Origin of the sequence: Thalassospira marina (assembly GCF_002844375.1) — a bacterium.
Lineage (GTDB): Bacteria > Pseudomonadota > Alphaproteobacteria > Rhodospirillales > Thalassospiraceae > Thalassospira > Thalassospira marina.
Genome location: NZ_CP024199.1, coordinates 3,098,810 through 3,118,296, shown reverse-complemented (window position 1 = coordinate 3,118,296; position 19,487 = coordinate 3,098,810). Strand labels below are relative to the sequence as shown.

Genomic DNA, 19,487 nt, shown 5'->3' with positions numbered 1-19,487 from the left:
GTGTTCTTGTTATGCAGAAGGTCATTCCCCTCCGAAAGCATAAGGGGTTGTTTGGTTGCGCAGGATAGGCCCGTTAGATGCGTCGCGATACAGCGTCGGTTTTGATCAGCATTTTTCAGGAAAACTATGACCATCTGGTCCGGTTTCTGACCCGCCGTATGGGCGGGGATGCGCAACGTGCTGCCGATATCGCCCAGGATACCTATTTGCGCCTGGCATCCGCCCCGGTGAGTGATGGCAAAATTGATAATCCGCGTGCCTATGTCTATCGCGTTGCGGGGAACCTTGCCATTGACTGGATGCGCCGTGAAAAACGCCACCTTGCCAGCAGCCACCCCGATGCCGGGCTGGTGCCCGAACAGGTCGAAGACCCAAAACCATCGCCCGAAGTCACGGTAATGGGCCGCCAGCAACTGGCATTGATTGACCGCGCATTGGACCGCCTGCCGGAAAATCCGCGCCGTGCATTGCTGATGTTTCGGGTTGATGGCTTTTCCCATGCCCGCATTGCACAGGAATTGGGGGTTTCGGAAAGCATGGTTGCCAAATATATTGCCCGCGCATTGCAACAATGCCGCGATGAACTTTGGCGGGCGGATCAAAATAAATGAAATTTCAATTGCCGATTTTGATGCGCCCGAACGTCTATATTTCAAGGGGCCGATTTTTCTGTGTTGGATCGCAGGCCAGAAAACAGGAACAAGCCGGTGACTAGAAATTCAGACGGGCAGGACCCGCTTAAAACCCGGTCGGCGGACCAGGAAGAAACCCGGCAGGACATTAGCGATGCCGCGATTGACTGGCTGGTAAAACTGTCTTCCGGTCAGGTCACGCCCGATATGCAGCAGCAATATCAGCACTGGCTGGCGCAATCGCCCGACCATATGCAGGCCATGGCCGATGCCCGCACCCTGTTTGATGGTATTGGCCGCACGGCCACCGCAAGGCAATGGCAGGGGGCTGGCGACGCGGCGCCCGAGAATGCTGTTAACACGCCTAACTTTGCAGGCGTTGCCGGGGTGGATGGTTCTGCCAGTACGTCAATGTCAAAGCGCCGGTCTGAAAACAGACCCGTGTCATCCCCGAATGCAACTATTGCCGGGGCAAGCGTGCGTGGAAGCCACAAGGATGCGGTGCCACAGGCTCCAAACGACGATGGGAAGGGCGGATATGCCGTGCCCCCTAACGGCGCGGTAGTGGCCAGTTACCGTCGCGCTGGTACGAGTGTTGGTGCCGGTGCCCGCACCCGCACTGGTTTTGGTGGCCGCGCTGCCTTGTGGATGGTGGTTTTTCTGGTGCTGGTTTGTGGGGCCGCAGCCGGGATTGTACCGGGCATGGTTGGGCCGGTTTCTGGTCTGTTTGCCGATTACGCCACCGGCATTGGCGAACAGCAAAATATCACCCTGGCTGATGGCACGGTTGTGCATCTGAACACCGCTTCGGCCCTGTCGGTGAATTATACACCGACCCGGCGCGAGGTGCATTTGCAGGCTGGCGAGGCGCGGTTTGATGTGCATAAAAACCCCGACCGGCCCTTTGTTGTTATTGCCGGAAACGGGCAGGCGCGTGCCGTTGGTACATCCTATGACGTGGCATTGGGCGATGACGCCGTTTATGTCCGGGTGAGTGAGGGGATTGTTGCGGTATCTGCGGCCAATGGCGATGGGGGCACATCAAAGGCCGATATGCCGGATGCCAACACATCTGCCGTCAGCACGAATGTCGTTGCCAAAGGTTTGGGCGATGATGGCGTGCATGTATTGGCCGGGCAGCAGGTTTCCTATGATGCCAGCGGGCGATTGGGCACCGTTCGGGCATTTGATGATGCCGGGCAAAGTGCCTGGCTGCGCGGCAAACTGATTTTCAACCAGCAACCGCTAAATACCGTTATTGCCGAAATACAGCGTTATCGCAAAGGGCGCATTGTATTGGTCAATCAGGATTTGGCGTCGCTAAAGGTTAGTGGTGTGTTCGATTTCCATGACCTTGATGATCTGTTGAAATCGATTGATAAAACAACACCGGCCAGCGTTATTTCAACGCCGGTCATAACCTTAATCTATTGATTTAACGCCTTAAACCTCACCCCAAAAAACTTTTATGCAATTTTTTTGAAAAATCTGCTGCAAGTTCGTTGGGCGGGTTTCGTCATATGATCAACAGCAAATGATAACAGTTATCATAGTCATTTGCATTGGGGTGAGATTTTATAAGGGTTGATCACTATGACGTTCGGTTCAAACCGCACCAGTGGGCACAATGTGCCTTTGTCTGTTTTGCGGCCTGTTTGCACGCTTGGCGCGCCTCACAAAAAATCCGGCATGGCCATTTGCCGGTTCGCAGGCAGGCTTTTGCTGGGCACGGTGCTGTCAGGTGGTGTTATGGCCGGTATGGCGGTGGTATCTGCCCCGGCACAGGCGCAAAGTGGGGCATTGGCAAATGATGCCCTGGTTCAGTTTGATATACCGGCGCAAAATCTGGATCGGGCGTTAACCGCATTTGCCGATCAGGCCGATGTAAAACTGTTTTTCCCCAGCGAGGGCATTGCCAATGTGCAGGCCGTGGCGGTTTCGGGCCGTTTTACCCGCGAACAGGCCCTGCAGATGTTGCTGACCGGGTCGGGTTATAGCTGGCGCGTGACAGCGGATGACACCATCACGATTATTGGCCGTTCAGCCACGACCGATGCCAGCAATGGCATTGTTCTGGACCCGGTCCGGGTCGAGGCAGACCGCGAAATTGAACGCGCCGATGGCCCCGTACAGGGATATGTCGCCAAACGGTCGCTTTCGGCCACTAAAACCGACACGCCGATTTTGGAAACCGCCCAAAGCATTTCGGTGGTAACGGCTGATGAAATTGAAGACCAGGGATCGCAAACCGTTATGCAGGCGATGCGATATACCCCTGGTGCCTTTACCGGGCAGGTTGGGGCATCCAACCGCTATGATTATGTCATTTTGCGCGGGCTGGTCGATCGCAGCATCGATAATATCTATCTCGATGGCATGAAAACCATGAGCGATGATTCGACCTATAGCTCGATGCAGATCGATCCCTATTTTGTCGAACGGATCGATACGGTCAAAGGCCCGGCATCGGTTTTATATGGCCGCTCTTCACCTGGTGGTCTGGTGGCGTTAAGCAGCAAAAAACCGGAATTTGAACAAAAGGGTGAAGTTGAACTTTCCTATGGTACGCGCGAACAGCGCGGCGTTGCCTTTGATGTTACCGGCCCGCTGACCGAAGGTGACAAACTGGCCTATCGACTGGTGGGGAAGGCCGATGCATCCGGCACCCAGTTTAACTATGCCAAGGAAGAACGCTATGTGATTGCGCCGTCCCTAACGGCAAATTTCACGGACGATACCCGTCTGACCCTGATGGGATATTTCCAGCGTGACCCGGAAGGCGGTACCCATAACGGCGCACCGGCGGAAGGCACACTTTATCCGCATAACGGGCAGTATATTTCGCGCAATTTTTTTGATGGCGACCCGTCGCTGGAAAAGTTTGATCGCACGCAAAACATGATCGGTTATCAGTTCGAACATGATTTTGACGACGATCTCAGCTTCAGGCAGAATTTCCGTTTTCTCGATTCTGATGTCGATATCGACCAGATCTATCAGACCGGCTGGAACGGGACGAGCAACAACCTGAACCGTTCCTATTATGGCGGTTATGAAAGCCTGCGCGCCTTTACGGTGGATAACCAGCTAACGGGTAATTTTACCACTGGCGATGTTGACCATACGGTTGTTGGCGGGCTGGATTACCAGCATCGCCGGTCACGGACCAATTACTGGTATGTGCCGGCATCCACGATCAATCCGTGGGACCCGTCATATGGTAATCCCGGCGTTACGTTTGGCACGCCCTATGCGTTGGCAACAAAGACGCTGGAACAAACCGGCCTTTATATTGAAGACCAGCTTTCCTATGAAAACTGGCGCCTGTCATTGGGTGCGCGGGAAGACTGGGTTGAAACCGATAGCCTGAACCGGCAGAGCGAAAAACGCACCGGCGAAGACCGCAGCAAACTGACCACCCGTGCCGGATTGCTTTATCTGTTTGATAATGGCGTGGCACCTTATGTCAGCTATTCGGAATCATTTAATCCCAACCTGTATGCCGATGCCAACGGGGACCCGCTGGCCCCCACCGAAGGCACCCAGTATGAAGCCGGGATCAAATATCAGCCCACCGGGCGTGACTTGTTGCTCACCGCATCCGTTTTCCATATCGAACAGAAAAATGTCGCGATTGCCGACCCGGTCACCTTTATCTATTCCCCGGCAGGGACGATCAAATCCCAGGGCATCGAACTTGAAGCACGGGCAAAACTGACCGATCATTTCAGCATGATCGCGGGTTATGCCTATACTGATGCAAGTTACGATGCACCGGGCGATGCCAAGGATGGCAAAACACCCATGCAGGTGCCCGAACATAGCGCGTCCCTTTGGGGCAAATACAGCTTTGATGCCGGTATGCTGGCGGGCCTTGATGTTGCAGCGGGTGCGCGTTATGTCGGCGAAACTTGGGCGACGGCAACCAATACGCAGCGCGTGCCCGATTACACCATTGTCGATCTGTCCTTTGATTATGATTTATCGCGCCTGGGCGTGGAAAATGCCGATATGCGCTTTAACATCAATAACCTGTTCGACAAGGATTACATCGCTTCATGCAATACGCTGGCGAATTGCTATTTCGGTGAAGAACGCACCATGCTGGCGACCCTGCGATATCGTTTCTAACCGGCAAAGCTGGCGCGAAACAGACAAAGGGACGGGGCCAGTTCAGGCCTCGTCCCTTTCTTATGCCTTTATTGGCGGGCTCAGCTTACTGGGTGCTGCCATTCATTGCCTGAACCATCAGGGCAGTGTTGTATTTCATCAGCTCGACATAGGTTGGGGCTGGGCCGGAGCTGTCTGACAGCGATTCAGGATAAAGCTCACCCCCCGGATTTGCACCGGTTGCCTTGGCGATTTGGCGGACCAGACGGGAATCATTGGAATTTTCCAGAAAATAGATATGCACGTTTTCCGATTTGATCTGCGAAATCAGATCCGCCACATCCTTGGCCGATGCCTCGGATTCCGTTGAAACGCCCAAGGGCGAAAGAAAGCTTACGCCATAAGCCTGCCCGTAATAGCCAAAGGCATCATGGCTGGTCAGGATTTTACGCGCCGATTTTGGCGTTTGGGCAATCTGGTGGCGAATATTGTCATCCAGCGCCTGCAGGACGGTGCTGTAATCAGCCGCATTTTTGTTGAAATAGGCGGCATCTTCGGGGTCGGCGGCGATCAGCGCCTTTTTGATGTTATCAACCCAGATCATGACATTGGCGACACTGTTCCAGACATGGGGATCGGTGGTTTTTTCGCCGTCTTCTTCAAATTCGTGGGTTTTGATGCCATCGGAAACCACAACAGGTGCCTTTGCCCCATTGGCGGCCTTGGTGATGCGCGCAAACCAGCCTTCAAGGCCCTCACCACTTAAAAACGTGACATCGGCATTATGAATGGCGATGGCATCCTGCGGGGCAGGTTCGTAATCGTGCGGGTCGCCATCCGCGCCAACCAGATTGGTGACTTTCACATGGTCGCCGCCAACATTTTCAACCACGTCTGCCAGAATGGAAAAACTGGTCACGACATTAAGCGTCTTGGCCGATGCGGCACCGGCGGTAAATAACATCAGCGAAGATACCAGCGCTGTTCGCAGCAGATGGGGATGTTTCATCAGATTGTCCTTTTGGGTTTGAGGATGGGAATGGGATCTGGATTGGCATCGGTGAAACCGGCCCAATGAAGTGGCGAGCGGTATGCGCGAAGAGATGCCAGAACATGAAGAAAGGAAGGGTGCGATGGGGAACAGAAGAGACGATGGTCAGGTCGGAAGCGATGCCGCGCGTTTGAATAATCCGCGGCCAGCCAGAATGCCCTGGGGTGCAAAAAGCAGGGAAAAGCCATAAAGCATGCTGGCCGATAAAATGATGGCAGGCCCCGATGCCAGCGCGAAATAATAGGAAACCAGCAGGCCCGAAAGCCCGGAAAGCGCGGCGCTAAAGGCGGCGACCATCATCATGCGGGGCAGGGTGCGTGTCCAAAGGCGGGCGACAATGGCGGGCAGGGTCATCATGCCAACGGCCATCAGGGTGCCCAGGGTTTGAAACCCGGCAACAAGGTTGATAACAACCAGAAACAAAAACAATAGATGGTAAATGGGTCCGGTTCCCGACACCGCGCGCAAAAAGCCGGGATCAAAACATTCGGTCACCAGCGGACGATAGATCAGCGCCAGAATGATAAGCGAAACCGATGAAATCAGCCCAACCAGCGTGATCGCACTTTGATCAACCGACAGGATGGTGCCAAACAGCACATGCAAAAGGTCGATATTCGATCCCTTCAGCGACACAATCAGCACGCCAAAGGCAAGCGATGTCAGATAGAAACTGGCGAAACTGGCGTCTTCGCGCAAAACCGTTTTGCGGCTGACCAGCCCTGACAGCACCGATACGCCAAGCCCGGCGATCAATCCACCCAGCCCCATGGCTGGCAGGGATAACCCGCCTGCAATTAAAAAACCAATCGCGGCACCGGGCAAGACAGCGTGGCTCATGGCATCGCCAACCAGTGTCATCCGGCGCAGCAGCAATAAAACCCCCACGGGCCCGGCGCTGCATCCCAGAACAAAGGTTGCCACCAGCGCGCGGCGCATAAAGCCGTAATGAATAAACGGGTCGATCAACCCCATTGCCGTTGTCATGACATTAACCTGATTTTGGATGGCGAAGCAGCCGTTGGCGAAGATGGCGTTGCGGGCGCGTGGCTCGGTGATAGCACCGATGCCGATGCCGATGCCGATGCCGATGCCGATGCTGATGCTGATGCTGTAGCGGGCGCAGGCATTGTTGTGGTGTGCAGGTTGCCCGTGTTTTGTGGTGCCAGATGATCCGGCACCTGCATGTGTTGTGTGCCGGGCCACTGCGGGGCCGCAGGCAGGATGGTTTGGGTATCGCCCCAGGCATTGCCATAGGCATGCAAAAACAGGGTTTGGGGAAAATGGCTGCGGATATGGTCAAAATCATGCAGCACGGCAATCACCGTGCGGCCATCCCTGTGCCAGCCCCGAATCACCCCGATCAGATCCTGGGTTGTTTGGGCATCAATGGCGGTAAAGGGTTCATCCAGTAAAATGACCGGGGCGTCCTGCAGGATCAGGCGGGCAAATAAAACGCGCTGTAACTGCCCGGCTGAAAGCGTGCTGATCGGCCGGTTTTCAAGCTTTTCCAACCCGACCTGACACAGCGCCTGATAGGCCCGTTTGGCAATGGTGCGGGTGACAGCGCGAAAGGCACCGGTTTGTGCCCAAGCCCCCAAAATAACTGTGTCGGCAACCGTAAAGGGGAAGGACCGTTCCAGCGTTGATGTCTGTGCCAGATAGGCAATATCGGTGCCAGCCATGCCGCCCTTTGATATCTGGCCACCAGAGAGCGGTAATTCGCCAATAATGCCTTTTATCAATGTGGACTTGCCCCGGCCGTTTTCCCCGGCAATTGCCGTTAGGCTGCCCGGTGCAAAACAGCCCGAAAGGCCCCGAATAACGGGATCACCGCCATAATCAATGGCGACATTTTGCAAGTGAATGGGGGCAGGCATCATGGCAGGGACACCGACCAGTAAATCGCACCCCAAATGGCTGCGATCAAAAGCAGGGTTAAACCAAGGCGATACAAGGCAGATCGCGCCAGAAATGACGTGATGAAGATGGGATGTTTGGGCATTGAATGCTCTAACTGAAAAGCAGCGCAGGGCGTGAAGGCAGGATTTGGGGTCTTTGTGATTTGTTATGTTATAACATAACAAATTTGAGGAATTGTCCAGAGGAAATTTTATCAAATCACTTGTGTTTGCGAAGGCGTCAAAATAAAATAACAATCATTACGAAAAAAGATTGACGCACTATCGATCAAACTGTAAATGGGAATGATCGTTCCATAAGTGCCGGGAAAAGCTGAAACCCAGGGGTTTTAGGCGGCATTTGTGTTTAATCTGTCATTCTGAAAGGGCGATCGATGAATCGTTTTGAATCAAAGGTTGTTGTGATTACCGGCGCTGGTTCGGGCATTGGTGCGGCGACGGCAAAGATGTTTTATGACGAAGGGGCCAGTGTTGTTTTGTCGGGCCGTACTGAAGAAAAACTGCTGCGCACCAGCGAACCGTTTGCCAAAGACCGTTCCCTGATTGCGGTTGGCGATATCGGCAAATGGGAAGATGCACAGGCACTTGCCGCTGCGGCTGCCGAAAAGTTCGGGAAAATTGATGTGCTGGTGAATAACGCTGGCACCGGCTGGCTGGGCGACATTGCCGATGACAACAGCAATGCCGAACTGGAACGGGTTTTTGACACCAATGTTAACGGCACGTTCTACGGGATCAAGGCGGCACTGCCATTTCTGAAACAAAGCAAGGGCAATGTGGTGAATGTGTCTTCTGTTACCGGCTTGCGTGGTGACTGGGGCCTTAGCATTTACAATGCATCGAAAGCAGCCGTTTCAAACCTGACGCGCTGCCTGGCACTTGATTACGGCAGTGCCGGAATTCGCTTTAACGCAGTTTGCCCGACCTATATCCGCACCGAACTGGCTGGTCTGGTGACCAATAACCAGGAACTTCTTGATAAATTCTGTGAACGCATTCCGCTTCAGCGTGGTGGCGAACCCGAAGAAGTTGCCGAGGCGATTTTGTTCCTGGCAAGCGATGCCGCACGTTTTATCACGGGTGTTAACCTGCCTGTTGATGGCGGTGTTACCGCGTCCAGCGGCCAGCCGGATTTTCGGATTTAACGGCGTTTTCAAACGCCCTGGGCCAGGCAGACACTTCGTTTCAATTGACGTGTTTGGTCAAACATATGGAAAAGGTCGCAGTTCCGTGCTGCGGCCTTTTGTTTTTTGTCGCAGAAACGATATAAAGCGGCATGAAAAATGCCCGACAGATAAAAGCCTGACCTGCGCCATGAAAGCCCAACCGGCCAAACTGATCAGTTTTGACATGCTACGGACCAAAGCCCGTGAAATCGGCTTTGATGTATGTGGTGTGGCGCGCCCGGAAATTGCTGCGCGCAACCAGCAACGGCTTGATGAATTTGTGGCCGGGCAGGAATTTGGCAGTATGGCCTGGATGGCTGACCCCGAACGCCTGCCGCGCCGCCGCGACCCACGCGTTTTATGGGAAGATGTCAAAAGCGTTATTGTGCTGGGCACCAATTATGGCCCGGCACAGGACCCGTTAACTTTGCTGGATTACCCGGACCGGGCGATGATTTCGGTTTATGCGCAAAACCGCGATTATCACGACCTGATCAAAAAACGCCTGAAACAGCTGGCGCGCTGGCTGATCGAACAAAGCGAGGCGGGCGAACAGGTAAAGGTGTTTGTTGATACTGCACCCGTTCTGGAAAAACCGCTGGCGCAATCTGCCGCCATTGGCTGGCAGGGCAAACATACCAATGTGGTCTCGCGAACCTATGGTTCCTGGCTGTTTCTGGGCGAGGTTTTTACCACTCTTGAACTTGCCGATGCACCCAATCGGGCAGAGATTGATCATTGCGGGTCATGTCGCAATTGTCTGGATGCCTGCCCGACAGCGGCCTTTCCTGCGCCCTATAAACTTGATGCGCGCAAATGTATTTCGTATCTGACGATCGAGCATGATGGCATGATCCCGCGCGAATTTCGCGTTGCCATGGGTAATCGCATTTATGGCTGTGATGATTGCCTGTCGGTCTGCCCGTGGAACAAATTTGCCAGCCGTACCGAAGAACTGGCCTTTATCCCGCGCGCCGAGCTGACAGCACCGCGACTGGCCGATTTTCTTGATATGGATGATACCGCGTTTCGGGCCTTTTTTACCGGATCGCCGATCAAGCGGATTGGCCGGGAAAAGTTTTTCCGCAATGTTTTAACTGCAATTGGCAATGCCGGGGACAGGCAAGTGATCCCGCAGTTACGCAGCCTGTTGGCGGACCCATCCGCCCTGATCCGCGCAAGTGCGGTTTGGGCATTATCGCGCCTGATGGGGCGCGATGAATTTGCCGAAGTCCGCCAAAGCCACCTTGCCGATGAACGCGATGAAACCGTTCTCACCGAATGGAATGCCGCCGCCTGAGGCTTGAAGTGTGAGGTCCGATGTCTGTGGTATCTAGATTTTCGGGTTGGGCACTGTTTCGACGTGATAACAGACCGACGCATCATTTTCATTGATCAGGGCAATGCCATAACCCGGTTCCAGCCAGGCTTTGTCAGGCAGGCCGGTGCCGGGCTGCATGGCAAGGGGCTGCCCGGTATAGCTGCTGGGTCCGCAAGTCCAGGGGATGTTGCGCCAGATGCCATGGCAGGGGCGGTGCAAATGCCCGAAAAAGATGTGTTTCACATTGCCATGCATTGAAATGACATCGCCAAATTCGTCGGCATTTTGCAGATTGATGGAATCCATAAACGGCAGACCCACGGCAACCGGCGGATGATGCATGAAAATCAGCACCGGCAGGTTTTGCGATGTGGCCAGTTCGCGCGTCAACCATGCCAGCCGCTTTTCGCATAAAATGCCGGCATCCTCGCCCTCGATCAATGTATCAAGAAATACAAGCCGTATGCCTTTGTGTGTAAAGGCATAATTGATGAAACCGTTTTCATCGCGCCCGGTTGCGGGCAGGCCTGCCAAAAGGGCCGCGCGGGCATCATGGTTGCCGGGAATGACATGGACCGGCATGGGCAGGGCATTAATGGTGCTGGCAAACAGGCCATATTGCAGGGCGGTACCATCATGGGTCAGGTCGCCGGAAATGATGCACAGCTCGGCATCGCTTTGCCATTTATTGATATCGGCAATCACGTTTTGCAAGGTGTGTTGCGGGTGTGCTTTGCCGGCTGCGGCGGCATCTTTTGGGGCAGGGTCGATGAAATGGCAGTCGCTTAGGTGAATTATTTTCATGACGTTCCCGTTTGTCCCTGACTGTGGGCGTGCTTGCTGCTAGGGTCTGCAACCTGGGACTATATCGTGCTGTTTTATCAGTTTGTTCAATGGAATATTTGATGAATAACCTTGTTCGCAAACGATCAATCACGATTGCCGGGCATCGTACCAGCTTTTCGCTTGAAGATGCCTTCTGGCAGGAATTGCAGCAGATTGCAGAACGCGAAGGCCACAGCATCGCGGAAATGGTGGCGCTGATTGACGAAGGGCGGGAAGGCAATTTATCAAGTGCCTTGCGATTGTATGTTCTGGGCGATTTGCAACGCCGTTTAAGTGACGCAGGGCAGGCGGAAAATGCCATTTCCATATCCGAAGAAGGCGAACAGGAATAAATGAACACACCCCTTAAAATGGCAGTGACCGGCGCGAATGGCTTTGTCGGACAGGCCGTTTGCAAAGCAGCCCTTGCCGATGGTTTTGCCGTGCGTGCCCTGGTGCGCAATGATGCCGCCCTGGCGCAATTGCCCGATGAATTAAAGGCCGATGCGCGGGTTGTGGGCGACATTGACGGAAAAACAGATTGGACCGGGCATTTTGACGGGGTGGATTGTTTGGTGCATCTGGCCGCGCGTGTACATGTCATGAGCGAGACTTCCACCAACCCGCTTGCTGCCTTTCGCGCGGTAAACGTGGATGGCAGCCTGAATTTGGCCCGTGCCCTTGTTGCGCAGAATGTACGCAGGATGGTTTTTGTCAGTTCGATCAAGGTGAATGGCGAAGAAACGCGGTTTTCCGCCTTTAACGAAAACAGCCCCGTTAACCCGCAGGACCCTTACGGGCAATCCAAGGCCGAGGCGGAAGAAGCCCTTCGGGCCTTTTCGCGCAAATCGGGGCTGGGGTTGACGGTTTTGCGCCCGCCGCTGGTTTATGGACCAGGGGTAAAGGCGAATTTTGCTGCATTGGCAAAGCTGACAATGAAGGGCGTTCCCCTGCCATTTGGTGCTATTCGCAACCATCGCAGCCTGATCCATGTTGATAATCTAGCTGATGCCTGCGTGGTGGTCGCAAGCCACCCAACAGCCAGCTATCAGACCTATCTGGTATCCGATGGCGAGGATTTTTCGCTGGGCGAAATGATCACCTTTTTGGCCGAAGGCATGGGCAAAAAGCCGTTTCTGATTCCGGTGCCAACAGGTTTTCTAACCCTTTTGGGCAAAATAACCGGTAAATCGGCGCAAGTGGCGCGTTTAACCGGGTCCCTGCAGGTTGACAGCCGCGCCATTCGCCGTGATTTGCGCTGGTTGCCACCCGTTGATGCCCGCGAAGGTTTGCGCCGGGTTGGGGCCTGGTTTGCCCTTGATCGCAAATCGCGCTAGCGGGGCAGCATAAATGTGCGGGCTTGCCGGAACCACAGACCCCAATGCAAAGGAATGGGTGATTTCGGCATCCGCCAGCCTGGCCCATCGTGGACCCGACGGCGATGGTTTGTGGCAGGACAGGGCTGGTGGGCCATTTGCCCCAGTTGCATCGTCTGGTGACGCAGTTGCTGCCACGGATCGTGCCGCTGGCAAGGCTGCTGTAAGTTATGGTCCCATTCTTGCCCATCGTCGCCTGGCAACAACCGATCTGCGGGCGGTGGCAGCACAACCAATGCCAAGCCGTGATCAGCGCTTTGTCCTGATTTTTAATGGCTATATCGCCGGGCATCGTCGATTACGGGCACGCTTGAACCGGTATCAGCAGCAGGCAGGCAACAGCCTTGCCGCACGGCATATGCCAACTGCCGAGCCAGCATTGGCCGATACGGGAAATCTGGCTGGAGCACTCTGGCACACTGCGACACAGGTGCTGGGCGCTGGGGATGATGGCGAAATATCGACCGCCGATACAGCCGTTCTACTTGCATTGTTGGGGCAAGCCTTAACCTGTTGCGATGATGGCGCAGGCAATGGTGGCGCATCAATGACGGACAAGGCTGCCAGTCTTGCCCGGACCTTGGCGAAGGTTCGGGGTGCCTATGCCATAGTACTTTGGGACCGCCACGCGCAGGCTATGTGGCTGATGGTGGATGGGGGCGGGCAAAAGCCGCTTTATGTGGCGGAACGTGAAGACGGGCACATCTTTTTTGCTTCCGAATTAACGCCGTTATTGTCCGCACCGGGCATAGTCCACCAGCGCGATGATGATGCCTTTGATCAGGCGCTCGCCCATCTGTTTATTCCAGCCCCAAAAACAGCCTATCGCACCGTCCGTCAGTTGGAACCGGGCGAAATTATGTGTTGGCATTCGGGGAAGGTTGCGCGGTTTTCCGCGTTGGCCGCATTACCGCAAAAGGCCAGCAAAGCCCCTGCGCCGTTACCGGTTGCGGATAACCAACGCATTGCCGCCCATAACAATACGAATACTGTTTCTGCACTACGTGCGGGCATTTATCGTGCGGTGGCCGATGCCATGGCATGTGATCGGCCGGTTGCGTGCCTGCTTTCTGGCGGTATGGATAGTGCCGGGATTGCCGCACTGGCAGCGCGGGTGGCCCGGCGACGGATGCAAAAGGGTGACATGCCCACAGCGATTGTGATGGGGTTTCCCGGCCTGCCCATGGATGAAACGGCGCGTGCCCGGCAAATGGCGCGGCATTTGGACATGCCGTTAAAAATTGTCGCAGCCCCCAGCGGTGGGGAGGAGGTTTTGCAGCGCCTGAAAGCTGCCATTCGCGCCTTTGGCGGGCCGTTTTCCAACCCGGCGGTTATTCTGGCCCACCGCCTGGCCGAGGCCGTGGCCGAAACAGCCTCGGTGTGCCTGACAGGGGATGGCGGGGATGAGATATTTGGTGGATATCGGCGTTATCGGATGGCGGCTTATGCCCAACAATATCTGAGATTCCCACGTCCAATTCGCCAGTTGGCAGCAGGCGGGGCAGGTGGGTTTGCGCAAGGTTGGCCGTTCGCAGCTGGCAAAGCAGGCCTTCACGCCGTTGCCAAATTCCTGCAGGCCACGGCAGGGCAGGAAGATGATGTTTTCACCACCTGGAACAATCGTTGCGTGGTGCCGGGTGTCGGGCAACTGAAAGCGGTTTCACCGCAATTTGCGGATGAGGCCACAAACAGTGCGGGACGTTCCTTCGCCCTTGGCGAAAGAATGATGCAGCTTGATCAGATGGTAACACTGCCCGGTAACCAACTGGCGATCAGCGATCGGATGGGGATGGCGGCGGGTGTGGAATATCGCCCGCCATTATTGGATCAGGCAGTGCGCGCGCTGGCAGTAAAAATACCGGCGCGTGAGCATTTGCAAGATGGCGGCAAGGCGATTTTGCGGGCGGTGGTTGAACCCTTTGTACCCGAAGGATATTTGCGTGCGCCGAAAGCGGGTTTTAACCCGCCGATTGGCATATGGTTGCGCGATGTATGGCCGCTATTGTGGGCGACGCAGCAGCAGGCGCAAGACAGGCTGTTTTCCCCGTTGGCTGTTACAAAACGCCAGCAACAAACCATTTGGGCGCGTGCCATGGCAAATGAATTTGATGCCGCTCTGACGGTTTGGAACCTTTTGGTCTGGTATGTGTGGTCATGCGAAATGGTGGCGGATCAAATCAACTGATTGGTGGTCGTTGCTGGGGCAAAGTGCTTTAGCCGTGTAACTTGAATGGTGGTTATGGCGGGTCAGGTCATGGCCCAGGAACGGCTGCGGCGATACAGGTTCAGGGCAGTCAGGGCGGTGGGGGCAAGCTGCACAACCTTGCGGGAAAGTTTGATCAGGTGATGTTCGTCAATATCGTCACGATCAAACAGGTCGTGGGCGGCATTGCACAAATCGGCCAATTGGCGCAGGCCAAAAGTATCGGACGTGCTTTTCAGCGCATGGACTTCATCACGAACGGCGTGGAAGTCGTAACGTGACAGGGCATCGTCAATTTGCACCAGCCGGGATTCGGTTTCGCTGATGAAAAGTTCGATCCCTGTTGCCGCACCGTCAATTCCGGCATCGTGATAAAGCTTTTCCAGGATTTTAACATCCAGCACCGGGCTGGCCGGAAGCTCGTTCTGGTTTGATGTAAAGGTGCGGTTGGTTTGTTTCATGCGCGCGACCGGGGCCGGGGCGGGAATATCGCCCTTTTGCCCGGCAGCGCCGTTGCGCAGCAGATTTTCGCCAATCACGCGCAGCAGGCTGGCCCGCTGGATGGGTTTGCTGATGAAATCGTTTACACCTGATTGCCGGGCAATCATGTTCCAGTCGCGTGTGCGGTGCGCGGAAAAGGCGATGATGGGAATGCGCGAAGACGGGCCATCCATATGGCGGATGCGGCGCGTGGTGTGCAGCCCATCCATGTCGGGCATTTCCACATCCATCAGGATGACATCAACGGGAATACCGCGCCGCAGAATATCAAGCACGGATTGACCATCGCCTGCCTCCATCACGGTAAAACCCTCAGCCTGGAGCATGCGGCGCGCGACCATGCGGTTAGAGGCGCTGTCATCAGCGACGAGAACCGTGCCGCGTTTGTGGTTTTCCACATCGGCAATGGAAGGGCGCAATTCGCTGGCGTGAATATGAGGGCGCACAAGGCAAACCGAAAGCATGCCGCCATTATCGAGACTGGTTTCGTCAAATACCAGATCGTCTTCTGCAATGCCGGTAATCAGTTGATTCCAGGCCGGATTTGCAAAAATAAGACGTTCATTGGCATCAAATAACGCGATCCCCGCATTTGACTGCGAGAGTGCATCCAGGATCTGCTTTTCCATAGGCCACCTTGTTTAACCGGCGCCCTTGTCCCGAGTAATGTAGGATTTTTGTTTTCAGGGTGTTGTATTTTCACACCACTTTAACCGCCATTTTCCCTATTTTCGTATAATAAGTCCATGATTTTGTTGTCTTGCAGCATTTTCGCGGGCATCGTTATTTTCGGGGACAGTCAGCAACGCATATTCAACCTGCGCATGATGATGCGCGCCTGTTATCGTGCAAAATTAACGTCCGCCACCTGCCTGGACCGGGCAGCGCCTTGTGGGGCTGGTGGGGCAGGATAAAGGTTATTGGGCCGGGAACAGGTGCCGGAACAGTCGGGCCAAGGGTGCCGCGATAAGGGCATCCGGATTTCGGTGGATAGATGCGATTGCTGAATAAAAATGCCAGAAGGTATGAACCGGGGCTGACGGGACAGCCCCGGCTGGGGAGAGAGAAGATGAAACCGGCAAGGACTATTTTGTGGAGCCTGATGCTGCTGGTTGCCATGGCAGGGGGAATGTCAAAGCAGGCATTGGCCCATTCCGAGACGATCAAGCAGAAAAGCCGGTTTGTATCGATTGGCACCGGGGGACCAACGGGGGTGTTTTACCCGGTTGGCAGTGCCATTTGCCGTTTGATCAACCAGTCGCGCAAATTGCATGGCATTCGCTGCACGGTCGAGTCCACGCGCGGGTCGGTTTACAACATCAATTCGGTGCATTCGGGCGCATTTGATTTTGGCATTGTGCAGTCCGATATTCAAAGCGATGCCAATAATGGCACCGGGACATTTGCCCCCACCGGCCGCATTGACGATATGCAGGCGGTTTTTTCCCTATATGTCGAGACATTTACCGTGCTGGCCCGGGCGGATGCCGGAATTATCGATTTTGATGATTTGAAAGGAAAACGGGTGAATATTGGCAATCCCGGTTCCGGGCAGCGTGACACGATGGAGCGTGTGATGGCCGCCAAGGGCTGGACACTGGATGATTTTGCCATGGCATCCGAACTGAACCCGACCGACCAGATCAAGGCTTTGTGTCAGAACCGCATTGACGCGACGGTTTATACCGTGGCCCACCCATCGCGTGCGATTGCCGATGCCATGAAGGCCTGTGATACCGTGTTGGTCGATGTGGATGGACCGGCAATTGACCGGCTTTTGGCTGATAACCCGTATTTCCATGCCGCACGCATTCCCGGCGGGCTTTATTATGGCAATCCCGAACCGGTTGATACCATCCGTGCCGGGGCGGCCTTGATGGTTTCATCGCATACTGACCCCGGCATTGTTTACGAACTGGTGAAAACGGTTTTTGAAAATTTTGGCAAGTTCAAAGGGCAGCATCCAGCGCTGGCCGAACTTTCAAAGGATGCGATGGTGAATGGCGAGGCGCCGTCGCCCATTCATGCCGGTGCCATCCGCTATTACCGCGAAGCGGGGTTGATGCATTAAAGTCCTTTGATGCGGGCTAAAAACAAAACCGGCGTCACCCTGGGGAAAGAGTGACGCCGTTTTGCGTTTGCGGGGGGAGAAAACCCGCGGAAGAAGACGTTCGTTCGTCCGGGTGTTTGCGACACCGGCAAATGTACGGGGGGAGGTAAACATTTGCCGTCTCCACAACCTGGCACCGGTTGTGTGTTGTCTGCCAACACCGATTATAATGACAAAAATGACGGGGCCTGTGGGGTCACGTATCTTCACGCTTTCGTGAAACTGTAACATTGGCCGTTACGGCCTGCTGGAATCCGCAATTGCCGATGAACCCCGATAAAGATTGTGACGGTGGGGTGCAGATCACAGTCCTGCCGCCCGTTTGCTTGACATGCGGGGGCCTGTTTTACAAATATGTCACCAGAAGTCATGCGGCAGGGGATCGGGCCGGTACTGAAATGTGACTTCCGGAGTTTGGGGAACCTGTATCACGATGATGTTGTCGACCGGACGCAGCCTGTGCCGAACCGCGATGGGACTGGCAACGATGATCATAATCTCGTTGCAGACACCTGCGGCATTGGCAGATAGCATCCAGACCCCGGAAATGACTGTGGTGCCTGCTGGCTGGTTCTGGCAGGGGTCCGACGCCATCGAGCGTGATTATGCCTATCGTATTGACGAGCAGATTTACGGGCAGGACGTTGCGCATCGTAATCGCTGGTATGATTCCGAAATTACCAAATGGCGCATTTACCTGCCCCAATTTGAAATTTCGACCACCCCGGTCACCAATGCCCAATATGCTGCCTTTGTCAAAGATGCGGGGTATCCAGCTCCCGGCGTGACCAAGGAAATATGGGATACATATGGCCTGGTACACGGGTTTGAAGCCACCCGACCTTTCACCTGGAAAAAGGGTTTGCCGCCATCGGGCCGGGAAAACCACCCGGTTGTTCTGGTATCCTGGCAGGATGCTGTGGCCTATACCCACTGGCTGAGCGAAAAAACCGGCGATAGCTGGCGCCTGCCCAATGAAGCCGAATGGGAAAAGGCCGTACGCGGGCCTGATGGCACCTTTTACCCGTGGGGAAATATTTATGACCCCACGCTTTTAAACAGTGCCGACCGCGGCCCGTTTGATACGATGCCCGTCAAATCCTTCCCCGCCGGGCCCTATGGCCTGTTTGACGGGGCAGGGCAGGTTTTTGAATGGACAATGACGCAGCAGCAGCCCGGCGCCCGGATCGTAAAGGGTGGATCATGGGATGATCGTGGTTGCGGTGTGTGCCGCCCCGCCGCCCGGCACAGCCGACCCGAGCATTTGCGTCATATTTTGATCGGTTTCCGCGTATTGCGCGTATCATCACAGGACAAGTAAGTATTTTTACTTGTAGTTTTTGGTCACAAGCGTGACTGTGTTGGGGCTGGCTTTCGGTCAGCTCGACAATTCCATTCGACCAGGTCAGGAGTGGACGGTCGACTTATCAAGTGGTGATAAAACCATGACGGAACTTGAAATTGACTGGTCGGCACTGTCCACCGGCCAGTTAAAAAACATGATGGCAGCCGGGCGCGATGTCATGGAATGCCACCGGGTCCTTTCGGCCACTGGTGATAATATTGTTGGTGAGCTGATCCGCACTGCCGGGGCGTTTTATGAATGGACGCATTACCCGCAGGGTGATGTTTATGATCGGACCAGCCACGCGCAGTTCTATTATCATGCCCATCCCAAAGACCAGCAGCGCGAATGGAACGAACATGGCCATTTCCATACCTTCATGCGCCCGCGCGGTATGCCCGACTCGGTCCGGCCGCTGGCGATAGAAGGTTTTGAAATGCCCAAGGGGCCTAACGAGGCCCTGTCGCATCTGGTGGCCATTTCCATGGACCAGTACGGGTTTGCCCAGCGCCTGTTTACCACCAATCGCTGGGTGACAGGCGAGGTCTGGTATGATGCGCAAAGCGTCATTTCAATGTTGGACAATTTTATCGTGGATCATGCGCAGCCATCCTGGCCGGTAAACCGGTGGGTGTCGGGCATGATTGTTTTCTATCGCCCACAAATCGAAATTCTGGTGCGCCAGCGCGATGCAACCATTGCTGCCTGGGCGGAGTCGCATGCCAATAGCGATGTTTACGAAGATCGCGATCTGGAAGTGACGTCGGAATGTTCGATTCGGGTGGAAGAACAGATGCGTGCCATTGCTGGCGAGTTGAATAACCGCCGCTAAAGCTCTTTGCCAGCTTGCGCAGATTACGGCCATGCAAAAGGCCGCTCCGATGGCCGGGGCGGCCTTTTGCTTTTGGGATGTCATGCTGGCACA

At 54.9% G+C, this 19,487-nt stretch carries 17 protein-coding genes; 11 read left to right on the top strand and 6 right to left on the bottom strand.

All coding sequences use genetic code 11. The features are described 5' to 3' along the window. The first annotated feature begins 77 nt into the window (after positions 1 to 77). The 3 genes from CSC3H3_RS14255 to CSC3H3_RS14245 all read left to right on the top strand — a co-directional run bounded on the left by CSC3H3_RS14255 (position 78) and on the right by CSC3H3_RS14245 (position 4,763). On the top strand, positions 78 to 611 hold the full coding sequence (locus CSC3H3_RS14255) for an RNA polymerase sigma factor (RefSeq protein ID WP_101285246.1): 534 nt from the start codon (positions 78 to 80) through the stop codon (positions 609 to 611). Between the two features lie 96 nt (positions 612 to 707). Further along, positions 708 to 2,066 carry a FecR family protein gene (locus tag CSC3H3_RS14250; RefSeq protein WP_157831901.1) on the top strand — a complete coding sequence of 453 codons (1,359 nt, stop codon included), beginning with the start codon at positions 708 to 710 and terminating at the stop codon, positions 2,064 to 2,066. 159 nt (positions 2,067 to 2,225) lie between these two features. Further along, on the top strand, positions 2,226 to 4,763 hold the full coding sequence (locus CSC3H3_RS14245) for a TonB-dependent siderophore receptor (RefSeq protein ID WP_245881130.1): 2,538 nt from the start codon (positions 2,226 to 2,228) through the stop codon (positions 4,761 to 4,763). A gap of 85 nt (positions 4,764 to 4,848) precedes the next feature. Here the strand turns inward: CSC3H3_RS14245 and CSC3H3_RS14240 are convergent, their stop codons facing one another. From CSC3H3_RS14240 to CSC3H3_RS25100, 4 genes are all read right to left on the bottom strand, one after another. Continuing rightward, positions 4,849 to 5,751, bottom strand: coding sequence for a metal ABC transporter solute-binding protein, Zn/Mn family (locus CSC3H3_RS14240; RefSeq protein ID WP_101285244.1), 903 nt, complete (start codon positions 5,749 to 5,751; stop codon positions 4,849 to 4,851). A gap of 147 nt (positions 5,752 to 5,898) precedes the next feature. Beyond that, positions 5,899 to 6,780 carry a metal ABC transporter permease gene (locus CSC3H3_RS14235; RefSeq protein ID WP_101285243.1) on the bottom strand — a complete coding sequence of 294 codons (882 nt, stop codon included), beginning with the start codon at positions 6,778 to 6,780 and terminating at the stop codon, positions 5,899 to 5,901. Further along, the gene (locus tag CSC3H3_RS14230) at positions 6,777 to 7,676 is read right to left on the bottom strand and encodes a metal ABC transporter ATP-binding protein (protein ID WP_215907507.1); all 900 of its coding nucleotides are present in this window, start codon (positions 7,674 to 7,676) and stop codon (positions 6,777 to 6,779) included. Before CSC3H3_RS14230 ends, CSC3H3_RS14235 begins: the two co-directional genes overlap by 4 nt. Continuing rightward, complete coding sequence (locus CSC3H3_RS25100) at positions 7,673 to 7,798, bottom strand: hypothetical protein (RefSeq protein WP_281262530.1); 126 nt, start codon at positions 7,796 to 7,798, stop codon at positions 7,673 to 7,675. The genes CSC3H3_RS14230 and CSC3H3_RS25100 overlap by 4 nt, the downstream gene beginning before the upstream one ends. Before the next feature lie 291 nt (positions 7,799 to 8,089). On the opposite strand from CSC3H3_RS25100, the gene budC reads away from it, so the two are divergent. Together budC and queG are read left to right on the top strand one after the other, a co-directional pair. Further along, positions 8,090 to 8,860, top strand: coding sequence for a meso-2,3-butanediol dehydrogenase (gene budC / locus CSC3H3_RS14225; protein WP_101285242.1), 771 nt, complete (start codon positions 8,090 to 8,092; stop codon positions 8,858 to 8,860). Between the two features lie 169 nt (positions 8,861 to 9,029). Further along, positions 9,030 to 10,181 (top strand): tRNA epoxyqueuosine(34) reductase QueG, encoded by a 1,152-nt coding sequence (gene queG, locus CSC3H3_RS14220; protein ID WP_101286246.1) that lies wholly within the window; start codon positions 9,030 to 9,032, stop codon positions 10,179 to 10,181. 33 nt (positions 10,182 to 10,214) lie between these two features. Here the strand turns inward: queG and CSC3H3_RS14215 are convergent, their stop codons facing one another. Next, complete coding sequence (locus tag CSC3H3_RS14215) at positions 10,215 to 11,006, bottom strand: phosphodiesterase (RefSeq protein WP_101285241.1); 792 nt, start codon at positions 11,004 to 11,006, stop codon at positions 10,215 to 10,217. A gap of 101 nt (positions 11,007 to 11,107) precedes the next feature. Here CSC3H3_RS14215 and CSC3H3_RS14210 point away from each other — a divergent pair, with 101 nt between their 5' ends. The 3 genes from CSC3H3_RS14210 to CSC3H3_RS14200 are packed head-to-tail and all read left to right on the top strand — an operon-like array spanning position 11,108 to position 14,588. Then, positions 11,108 to 11,380: a ribbon-helix-helix domain-containing protein gene (locus CSC3H3_RS14210; RefSeq protein WP_101264999.1), complete on the top strand. Its 273-nt coding sequence runs from the start codon at positions 11,108 to 11,110 to the stop codon at positions 11,378 to 11,380. Continuing rightward, positions 11,381 to 12,364 carry a UDP-glucose 4-epimerase family protein gene (locus tag CSC3H3_RS14205; RefSeq protein WP_101285240.1) on the top strand — a complete coding sequence of 328 codons (984 nt, stop codon included), beginning with the start codon at positions 11,381 to 11,383 and terminating at the stop codon, positions 12,362 to 12,364. Positions 12,365 to 12,377: 13 nt separating this feature from the next. After that, positions 12,378 to 14,588 carry an asparagine synthetase B family protein gene (locus tag CSC3H3_RS14200; RefSeq protein WP_101285239.1) on the top strand — a complete coding sequence of 737 codons (2,211 nt, stop codon included), beginning with the start codon at positions 12,378 to 12,380 and terminating at the stop codon, positions 14,586 to 14,588. A gap of 62 nt (positions 14,589 to 14,650) precedes the next feature. Here the strand turns inward: CSC3H3_RS14200 and CSC3H3_RS14195 are convergent, their stop codons facing one another. Next, positions 14,651 to 15,736, bottom strand: coding sequence for an Hpt domain-containing response regulator (locus CSC3H3_RS14195; RefSeq protein WP_101264724.1), 1,086 nt, complete (start codon positions 15,734 to 15,736; stop codon positions 14,651 to 14,653). A gap of 440 nt (positions 15,737 to 16,176) precedes the next feature. Here CSC3H3_RS14195 and CSC3H3_RS14190 point away from each other — a divergent pair, with 440 nt between their 5' ends. The 3 genes from CSC3H3_RS14190 to CSC3H3_RS14180 all read left to right on the top strand — a co-directional run bounded on the left by CSC3H3_RS14190 (position 16,177) and on the right by CSC3H3_RS14180 (position 19,394). After that, positions 16,177 to 17,178 (top strand): TAXI family TRAP transporter solute-binding subunit, encoded by a 1,002-nt coding sequence (locus tag CSC3H3_RS14190; protein ID WP_245881129.1) that lies wholly within the window; start codon positions 16,177 to 16,179, stop codon positions 17,176 to 17,178. A gap of 472 nt (positions 17,179 to 17,650) precedes the next feature. Beyond that, a complete protein-coding gene (locus CSC3H3_RS14185) occupies positions 17,651 to 18,538 on the top strand; it encodes a formylglycine-generating enzyme family protein (protein WP_245881128.1) in 888 nt (295 codons plus the stop codon). Between the two features lie 124 nt (positions 18,539 to 18,662). Then, the gene (locus tag CSC3H3_RS14180; RefSeq protein ID WP_101285236.1) at positions 18,663 to 19,394 is read left to right on the top strand and encodes a DUF6969 family protein; all 732 of its coding nucleotides are present in this window, start codon (positions 18,663 to 18,665) and stop codon (positions 19,392 to 19,394) included. The last annotated feature ends 93 nt before the right edge of the window (positions 19,395 to 19,487 follow it).